Origin of the sequence: Ancrocorticia sp., from assembly GCF_052089425.1 — a bacterium.
Lineage (GTDB): Bacteria > Actinomycetota > Actinomycetes > Actinomycetales > Actinomycetaceae > Ancrocorticia.
The window spans coordinates 38,119-46,995 of the sequence record NZ_JBQCZW010000019.1 but is presented as its reverse complement, the minus strand read 5'-3'; the positions used below and the strand labels follow the sequence as shown (position 1 = coordinate 46,995).

The window sequence follows — 8,877 nt, the reverse complement described above, 5'->3', positions numbered from 1 at the left end:
CTAGTGCCACGCTAGCCTTTGATCTTCGCCACAATGCCGCGCTTGGCCGCGAGCGCCGCTACGAGTCCCTTGTAGTAGAGGACGTGGATGGGATAGTCCCACGCGCCGGGTACCTCGGCGATTTCGTCCGTGAACTTGGTTTTGAAGCCGCGTACACCAGCAAGCTGTGGTGCGCGTTCCGAATCGATGCCCATCATATCGAAGCTCTCTAGGCCGCGATCGCGGAGCATGCAGGTCATGGACCATACGAGCAGATCGGGTGCGAGCGCCTTGCGGCCCTCGGCGCTGGAGGCTGCGTAGTAATAGGTGGCCTGAGTGGGTGTGGTGGTGACGATTCCCCAACACAGCGGCCGGCCCTCACGCCGGACGGTGAAGAGGCGGCAATGTTCGGGCCCCAGCGAGCTCAGCATCTCCTCGTAGACGTGGCGCGGTGAGATCCCGAAGGAATCGCGTTCGCCCGTCTCCACTAAGAGCTGGTACAGCTCCGGAAATACCTCGAGGGCGCGATCCGTCTCATCGGCGGCAACCATCGTCTCATCGCGCAGTGCCTTGCGCACGTCCCGCCGGCCCCGCTTCTTCATTTCGGCCAGTAGGGTATCGGCATCCTTGGTCAGATCGAGAATGATCGTGCGATCGTAGGTGACAGACTGAAGGAGCTCTTCCACATCATCCGAGCGGTGGACGCTGTGCAGGCGGACGAAGGCGATGCTCTTCGCCACTTTGGTCACGAGCGAACGCAGATTCGCGCGCATGGTCCGTTCCTCCGTGTAGGTAGGTTCGGAGCCAACCCAGTTCGGTCCGTGCTTCGCCCATAGATACGTGAAGCCCCTGCCCTCCATCTTCGTCAGCGCAATGAAGGCCCGCGGCTGATTGTCAACAAGCCAGACGAGCTTCGCCCACGGCTCGCGCCCCGCGGCGGCTTCATCGAAGGGATCCCACGCGGGAGTCTGCTCCAGCGGCAGGTCGATTCCTGCTTCAGCCGCTGCTGTCATGTACGCCGCATCGTCCATTTTCACGAATCTGCTAGTGGTCATGGCTCCAGCCTACCCGGCGCGCCACCCAAGCTGGCGCCATCACGCCCGCTACAGTAAACGTGTGCCTGAGATACAAGCCCCATCCGCATTCGTGGCGGCGTTGGATTCCCTTCGAGGCCATTCGTTTCGCTCGGAGATCCACATCGTCCAGATTCCCCCTCCCAAGCGGATCGCTCCGTGGGCTGTGGCACTCCAAGCCGAAGTGAACGAAAAAAGTGACATGGATCCGGATCACTACCGCGGTAACGCCCGCTTTGTGCTTCTGTACGATCCCGAGGGACAGCCCTCGTGGGACGGCCCCTTCCGCATCGTCTGCTACGCAAGTGCCCCGGTTGACCGTGAGATCAGCGACGATCCCATGCTGTCCGAGGTGGCATGGGCGTGGCTCACCGATGCGCTGAACGCCCACGAGGCCGAGTATCACAATCTGACTGGCACAGTGACGCGCCTCTATAATGAGACATTTGGAGGCAGATCCCTGCTGTCCGCACGCACCGAAGTGGAACTGCGCGCCTCGTGGAGCCCAGAGCACCCTGACCTGTCCGCCCACCTTCAGGCGTGGGCTGAGTTCGCCGCTGAAGCGTGCGGCCTTGGCCCGGCGGGGATCGCAACCCTCCCACTGAGGCTTGAGGAGATGGAATGAGCGAATCCGTTGAGCTCATCGCACTTGATGAGCCGCGTGAGGGTATCCCGCCGGTCACGAACGGCGATATCGAGCAAGTAACCGCCCAACTGGCAGCCGGACACGGCCCCTTCTCCGTGGATACCGAGCGTGCCATGGGCATCCGATACTCTGACCGCGCCTATCTGGTTCAGATCCGCCGCGAGGGGGCCGGAACTTTCCTCATTGATCCAATCGGTATCGAGGACCGGCTAGGGGGACTCGCTCAGGTATTGGCTACCGACCAGTGGATTCTTCATGCAGCCGATCAGGACCTGCCCTGCCTACACGAACTTGGGCTGTATCCGCCCGAGGTGTTCGATACTGAAGTGGCCGGGCTCCTGTTGGGGTTCCCCCGTATCTCCCTTCAGTCAGAAATTGCCGAGGTTCTGGGCTACGGGTTGGCTAAGGAGCACTCCAACTCCGATTGGTCCCAGCGGCCTCTTGCCCCGGCGCTACTAGCGTACGCGGCGCTGGATGTTGAACTCCTGTTGGAACTACGCGATGAATTGACCGCAATGCTTGAGCGCGCTGGCCGCCTCGAGTGGTTGCGCGAGGAATGCGAAGAGATTCGCCTGCGCGGGCCGCGCCCTCCCAAGGCTCAGCCGTGGCGTAAGGCTGCACGGCAGGCAGGCGTCAAGGATCAGCGCAGCCTCGGCATGCTCCAAGCCCTGTGGGGAGCGCGCGATGAGCTTGCCCGCCAGCGCGATCTCGCACCCGAAAAGGTGCTGCCCTCGAAAGTCATGGGCCAACTTGCCCTCCGCAAACCGCGCTCACATCAAGACGTTGAGAACTCACCCCTGCTGCGCTCCCGCGCCCGCCGGCGCGATGCTGGCGCTTACTGGCAAGCCATTGCTCCCGTGTGGCAGCTGCCCGAAGAAGAGCTCCCCTCGCGCCGTTTTACCGATCGCCAGGACCCCTTCCCCGCCGTCAAGCAGTGGAAGAAGTACGGAGCGGACGTTGCCGAGCGCTGGAGCGTTGTCCGCGGCGCCATCCTCACGCGCGCAGACGATCTAGACATCCGCCAAGAGCTGCTCCTCAAGCCTCTGCTGCAGAAGCACTTGGCATGGGACGGCTGGGATGATCCCGACGAGATCCCGGTACTTCTGGCCGCACTGGGCGCACGCCCGTGGCAGGTGGAAAACGCCGCGCCATCCATTGTGGCTGCGGCCAAGCGGGCTGGAAGGTAGGACCTCGCCGTCGTCGTCGTCGTCGAAAAACTATCTACTGGACGGAACGCAACGTTGTTTCGTGGACTTCCGCCGGCGAACGTATCGCGCGAGCGATATCGGCGGACGTCATACCTTCGGCTTCCTGAATCGCTGGCCGCGCGGCGTGGGCGAGAAACTCGCGGCGGATACCGATCTTGACCACGGGAAGCGGCCGGCCCGCGCGTTCGAGAGCCAATTCGATCTCCGAGCCCACTCCCCCGTCAACAAGCCCATCTTCGGCACACACGATTCGGTCAAACCCGGCCAAGTAATCCACGAGCGAATCCGAAACCGGTAGCACCCATCGCGGATCGATCACGCTGACGTTGAGATCGCCTGCCTGCCGTGCAGCTTCGAGGCACGTATTTGCCATCGCGCCCACGGCCACAACAGCGACGCGCGGAGACGTATCGGTTGTGCTCTCGAAGAGGATATCTCCCCCGTCAAAGCGCCGAACCGCTTCGATCTCCTGCGGGACCTCGCCCTTCGGGTAGCGCACTAAGGTAGGAGATTCGGTGTGACAGGCCTCCTGAACCAACTCGCGCAGGCGTTCGCCATCGCGCGGGCACCCGGTCGCTAGATTCGGAATCATGGCGGCCAGCGAGAGATCCCACATGCCATTGTGGGACGGCCCATCATCTCCAGTAATCCCCGCGCGATCGAGAATGAACGTGACGGGGGCCTTGTGGAGGGCAACGTCCATGAGCATCTGATCAAAACCACGATTGAGGAAGGTAGCGTACAGAGCCACCACGGGGTGCATCCCCTGATACCCGAGGCCGGCGGCCATCGTAATCGCGTGCTGTTCGGCGATGCCCACATCAATCACGCGATCAGGAAACTCATCGGCGAACGGGCCTAGCCCAACGGGACGAAGCATGGCGGCGGTGATACCCACGATTTTGGGGTTTTCGTAGGCCGTCTTGAGGATCTGTTCGGCAAACACCGAGGTCCACCCGAAGCGAGCAGGAGCAATCGGAAGGCCGGTTTCGGGGTGGATCTTGCCGATCGCGTGGAAGCGGTCAGCCACATCCTCTTCAGCTGGCTTGTATCCGCGCCCCTTCTCCGTGATGGCGTGCACCACCACTGGCCCGCCGTATTCCTTGGCCAGCGTGAGGGCCTCTTCGAGTTCTTCGATATTGTGGCCATCAACGGGACCCACGTACTTCAGGCCGAGGGAATCGAAGATGCCCGCATCCACGAAAATATCCTTGACGCCGCGCTTGATGGAATGCAGGGCACCGTAGGCCATCTTGCCCGGAGCACCCGCATCCTGCAGCGCCTTCTTCGTCCAATCCATGAACGCTTCGTAGTTGCGATTGACGCGCACGGCGTCCAACTTGCGAGCACCTTCAAAGCGGCGCACGATCCCGCCTACGGTGGGCGCGTAGGAGCGGCCATTATCGTTGAGGACAATCACGACGGGACGTGAGGGATCCTCAGCGATGTTGTTGAGTGCCTCCCATGCCATTCCGCCAGTCATGGCGCCATCGCCAATCACGGCCACGGCGCAGTGCGGATCGTGGCGAAGCTGCTTGGCGCGGGCTATGCCATCCGCCCAAGACAGCGCTGTGGAAGCGTGGGAATTCTCCACGATGTCATGTGGTGATTCGGAGCGGCTGGGATATCCCGAGAGCCCGTTTTCTTGGCGCAGAAGCGCAAAATCCTTGCGTCCTGTCAGAAGCTTGTGCACGTAGGATTGGTGCCCCGTATCGAATACGAGGGAATCGGCGGGCGAATCGAAAATGCGGTGCAGAGCGATTGTCAGTTCAACGACGCCCAGATTCGGGCCCAGATGCCCGCCCGTGCGCGAGACGTTATCCACCAAGAATTTGCGGATTTCTTGCCCGAGCTGACCCAGCTGGGCTGGCGTCAGGGCCTTCACATCGGACGGTCCTTGGATCGAATCAAGTATCTGCACGCGCCCACCTCCTAGAGTGACCAGACTATCCTAGCCTCTCTAGGAGGGTGACGTGGCGGATGTGCGCGGGTTCTCTAGTGCTTGGACAGCTCGCGTAGAACGTACTGAAGGATGCCTCCGTTACGGAAGTAATCGGCTTCCCCTGGCGTATCGATGCGCACGCGGGCATCGAACTCCACAGCGCTCTTATCGTCGCGTTCGGCAACCACGTGCACCTTCTCGGGAGTTTGACCCAGATTCAGCGCGGTGATTCCCCGGATGGAGAACGTTTCCTCGCCCGTCAGGCCTAGCGAATCTGCCGTTTCACCTTCAGGGAACTGCAGCGGCAGGACGCCCATGCCGATCAGGTTGGAGCGATGGATCCGTTCGAAGGATTCCGTGATCACGGCCTTGATGCCCAGCAGCGATGTGCCCTTAGCGGCCCAATCGCGCGAGGACCCGGAGCCGTATTCCTTGCCGCCCAAGACGACGAGCGGAATATCAGCATCCGCGTAGGCCATAGCCGCATCAAATATGGACTCAGTTTCCCCGGTGAGGAAGTTCTTCGTATAGCCGCCTTCAACGCCGTCAAGGAGTTGGTTGCGCAGGCGAATGTTCGCGAACGTGCCACGCACCATAACCTCGTGGTTTCCGCGCCGGGAGCCATAGGAGTTGAAATCGCGGCGTTCCACGCCGTGTTCTGCGAGATAGCGGCCGGCTGGAGAATCCGCCTTGATAGCGCCAGCTGGGGAAATGTGATCGGTTGTGACCGAATCACCCAGCTTTGCCAGCGCCCGAGCACCCGAGATATCGTTCACCGGATTCGGCTGCGGAGCCAAATCCTCGAAGAAGGGGGCCTTGCGCACGTAGGTGGAATCCTCAGACCAATCGAACAGATCGCCTTCGGGAGTTGGAAGCTCCTTCCACCGATCATCACCTTCGAACACACTGGCGTAGTTGTCCTGGAACATCGCGGAATCGATCGAGGAATCAATCGTTTCTTGGACCTCTTCGGGGGCTGGCCAGATATCGCGGAGGAACACCGGGGCTCCATCCATATCGTTTCCCAGCGCCTCGTTCTCGAAATCGAAATCCATGGTGCCGGCAAGTGCGTAGGCAATCACCAGTGGCGGAGAGGCAAGATAGTTCATCTTGACGTCCGGGTTGATCCGGCCTTCGAAGTTGCGGTTACCGGATAGGACGGACACCACGGCAAGATCGTTCTCATTCACTACATCCGAGACGGCCTGCGGGAGCGGTCCCGAGTTGCCGATACACGTACCGCAGCCATATCCCACGAGGTTGAAACCTAGGGCATTCAGATCGTCCCAGAGTTCAGCTTTGTTGTAGTAATCGGTAACAACCTTCGAGCCGGGGGCCATGGACGTCTTCACCCACGGCTTGGAGGCTAGGCCCTTTGCCACAGCCTTCTTGGCCAACAGGCCGGCCGCAAGCATGACGGAAGGATTTGACGTGTTCGTGCACGAGGTGATCGAAGCGATCGCAACATCGCCGTTGTTCAGGCGAGTTTGTGTGCCGTCTTCCAGCGTCAACGCTACTTCTTGGGCGGGGGTAGCCGTGTAATCCTGAATCGTCTTCTCGAAGGAAGGCTTTGATTCGGACAGCAGAATACGATCTTGGGGCCGCTTCGGGCCTGCGATCGAGGGCACCACCGTGGAAAGATCAAGCTCCAGATACTCGGAGAAGACGGGTTCGGTGGCCGGATCGTGCCACAGCCCCTGTTCCTTCGTGTAGGCCTCCACTAGCGCGACTTGCGCTTCATCGCGGCCCGTCAGGCGCAGGTAATCGAGCGTCACGTCATCGATCGGGAAGATCGCGGCCGTGGAACCGAATTCCGGCGACATGTTGCCGATGGTTGCGCGGTTGGCCAGCGGAACCTCGGCCACGCCATCGCCATAAAACTCTACGAACTTACCAACGACCCCGTGCTGACGAAGCATCTGAGTAATAGAAAGCACCACATCCGTTGCCGTGGAACCGGCTGGAATGGAGCCGGTGAGCTTGAAGCCCACAACCTTGGGGATCAGCATGGACACCGGCTGGCCAAGCATGGCGGCCTCCGCTTCGATGCCGCCAACGCCCCAGCCCAGTACCCCAAGCCCGTTGACCATGGTGGTGTGCGAATCTGTTCCCACGCAGGTATCGGGATAGGCAACTCCATCGCGAGTCATCGCAACGCGTGCGAGGTATTCGATGTTGACCTGATGAACGATGCCAGTGCCGGGCGGGACTACCTTGAAGTTTTCGAAGGCGCCTTGGCCCCAACGCAGGAACTGGTAGCGCTCACCGTTGCGCTGGTATTCGATGTCCATGTTGCGCTCTAGGGCATCTTCGCGGCCGAACACATCGATTTGGACCGAGTGGTCAATCACCATTTCGGCGGGATTGAGGGGATTAATCTTGTCTGGATCTCCACCGAGCTGGGAGACCGCTTCGCGCATCGTTGCCAGATCCACGATACAGGGCACGCCAGTGAAATCCTGCATAACTACCCGCGCCGGGGTGAATTGGATTTCGTGGCTTGGCTCTGCTTCCGGCTCCCACGAGGCAAGAGCCTCGATCTGGGCCGCTGTGACATTGGCGCCATCTTCCGTACGCAGCAGATTTTCGGCGAGGACCTTAAGCGAATAAGGCAAACGCGAAAGCCCGGGCACTGCATCGAGACGGTAGATGTCATAAGTTTCGCTGCCCACTGTGAGCGGGCCGCGCGAGTTAAAGCTGTTCAGGCTCATGACACTCCTCTGGATAACTCTTGCTGAAACTATCTTGACGTCAAGATATCATGTTATTGAGGTGAACGCCCGAGTTCCTGACCCTATTCCACTCCTAGGAGAGTGCCGTCACAACCTCAAAATGATGAGTGTTCGGGAACATATCGATCGACTCCATCGAAATAACCTTACGGCCGGCATCAACCATCGCCCGGACATCGCGAGCCATTGCGGCAGGATCGCATGAGACAAGCACGATGCGGCGTGCCTGAGTCGCGGCTACTGCCCCGGCAACCTCACGCCCCAATCCTGCGCGCGGGGGATCCGCGATCACGACATCGCCGGTTTCCTTGTTCACTAAGCGTTCGTCAACGGCGGCGGTGCGGCTGGTGGCCCACGCGAATTCGCGTAGATTTGCTCGCGCGTCCTCAACTGCCTGACGCGCGCCCTCGAAGGACCGGACGCTCCCCTTGGGGCCAGCCGCGATGGCTAGGGGCTGAGTCAAGAGGCCTGCCCCTGAATAGAGCTCCACGACAGAGTCCCCCGGCTGGACTTCTGCGGCACGGGTGACCATCGAAATCACTTGGCCGGCCGCTTCGCGATGCACCTGCCAGAATCCATCCGCTCGCACGCGATAGCTATAGAGTTCGTGGCCCACCACAACGTCCTCACGAACGTAGGGTTCGGCTGGCATCCGTGGGGCCCAAAAGGCGTTGCGGCCAACGACTAGCACGGGATTGCTTCCCGATGGAGCAACGGCGCGGATACGATCCCCCGGGCGCAGCTGTTCTGTCCACGAACCGCCAAAGAGCTCCAGATCATCGATCGCCTCAACGGCCAGTGGCATGTGACCAACAGCTACCGTTTCCCGCGTTCCGTGGCGGAACATTGCGGGAAGCCCATCGGCATCCACAGTGAGTTCCACGCGAGTGCGCGTACGCCAGCCGCCCTCACGCCTGTCCTCCTCAAAAGCCCGTACCTTAGGCTCAATCCCCGCCTCGGTCAGGTGATCGAGGAGTTCCTGACCGCCGATGCGCCGCACGGTTGCGCGCAGCACGTGGGTTTTCCACTCGCTTTGGTAATCAAATTCCACATGCCCTAGTTCAGCCCCACCCACGCCAAGCGGGCCAGCAACGGGCCACGGGTGGCTCACGCGGTGCGGCGAAGCGTGATCAAGCACCTCAACCACATCGCCTCGCAGGAGCTTCGATCGCTCCTCCGTAACCGCAACGCGCACGTGTTCACCTGGCAACCCAAATCGGGCAAATACAGCGCGGCCATCAAGGTGGCCAACGCATGCGCCACCGTGAGCGATATCGGTGAGCTCAAGATCGATCAT

The 8,877-nt window shown here is 60.9% G+C and carries 6 protein-coding genes; 2 read left to right on the top strand and 4 right to left on the bottom strand.

Translation table 11 applies throughout. The features are described 5' to 3' along the window. Positions 1-11: 11 nt before the first annotated feature. Positions 12-1,034 carry a lipid II:glycine glycyltransferase FemX gene (locus ACTHV6_RS07595; RefSeq protein WP_441386682.1) on the bottom strand — a complete coding sequence of 341 codons (1,023 nt, stop codon included), beginning with the start codon at positions 1,032-1,034 and terminating at the stop codon, positions 12-14. A 61-nt stretch (positions 1,035-1,095) separates the two neighbouring features. On the opposite strand from ACTHV6_RS07595, the gene ACTHV6_RS07590 reads away from it, so the two are divergent. Next, positions 1,096-1,677, top strand: a complete 582-nt coding sequence (locus tag ACTHV6_RS07590) for a DUF3000 domain-containing protein (protein WP_441386681.1) — start codon at positions 1,096-1,098, stop codon at positions 1,675-1,677. After that, entirely contained in the window at positions 1,674-2,885 is a 1,212-nt protein-coding gene (locus ACTHV6_RS07585; RefSeq protein ID WP_441386680.1) for an HRDC domain-containing protein, read from the top strand. The genes ACTHV6_RS07590 and ACTHV6_RS07585 overlap by 4 nt, the downstream gene beginning before the upstream one ends. Positions 2,886-2,919: 34 nt before the next feature. Here the strand turns inward: ACTHV6_RS07585 and dxs are convergent, their stop codons facing one another. The 3 genes from dxs to ACTHV6_RS07570 all read right to left on the bottom strand — a co-directional run bounded on the left by dxs (position 2,920) and on the right by ACTHV6_RS07570 (position 8,877). After that, positions 2,920-4,827, bottom strand: a complete 1,908-nt coding sequence (dxs, locus tag ACTHV6_RS07580) for a 1-deoxy-D-xylulose-5-phosphate synthase (RefSeq protein ID WP_441386679.1) — start codon at positions 4,825-4,827, stop codon at positions 2,920-2,922. Between the two features lie 74 nt (positions 4,828-4,901). Then, a complete protein-coding gene (gene acnA / locus ACTHV6_RS07575; RefSeq protein ID WP_441386678.1) occupies positions 4,902-7,559 on the bottom strand; it encodes an aconitate hydratase AcnA in 2,658 nt (885 codons plus the stop codon). Between the two features lie 94 nt (positions 7,560-7,653). Then, the gene (locus tag ACTHV6_RS07570) at positions 7,654-8,877 is read right to left on the bottom strand and encodes a class I SAM-dependent RNA methyltransferase (RefSeq protein ID WP_441386677.1); all 1,224 of its coding nucleotides are present in this window, start codon (positions 8,875-8,877) and stop codon (positions 7,654-7,656) included.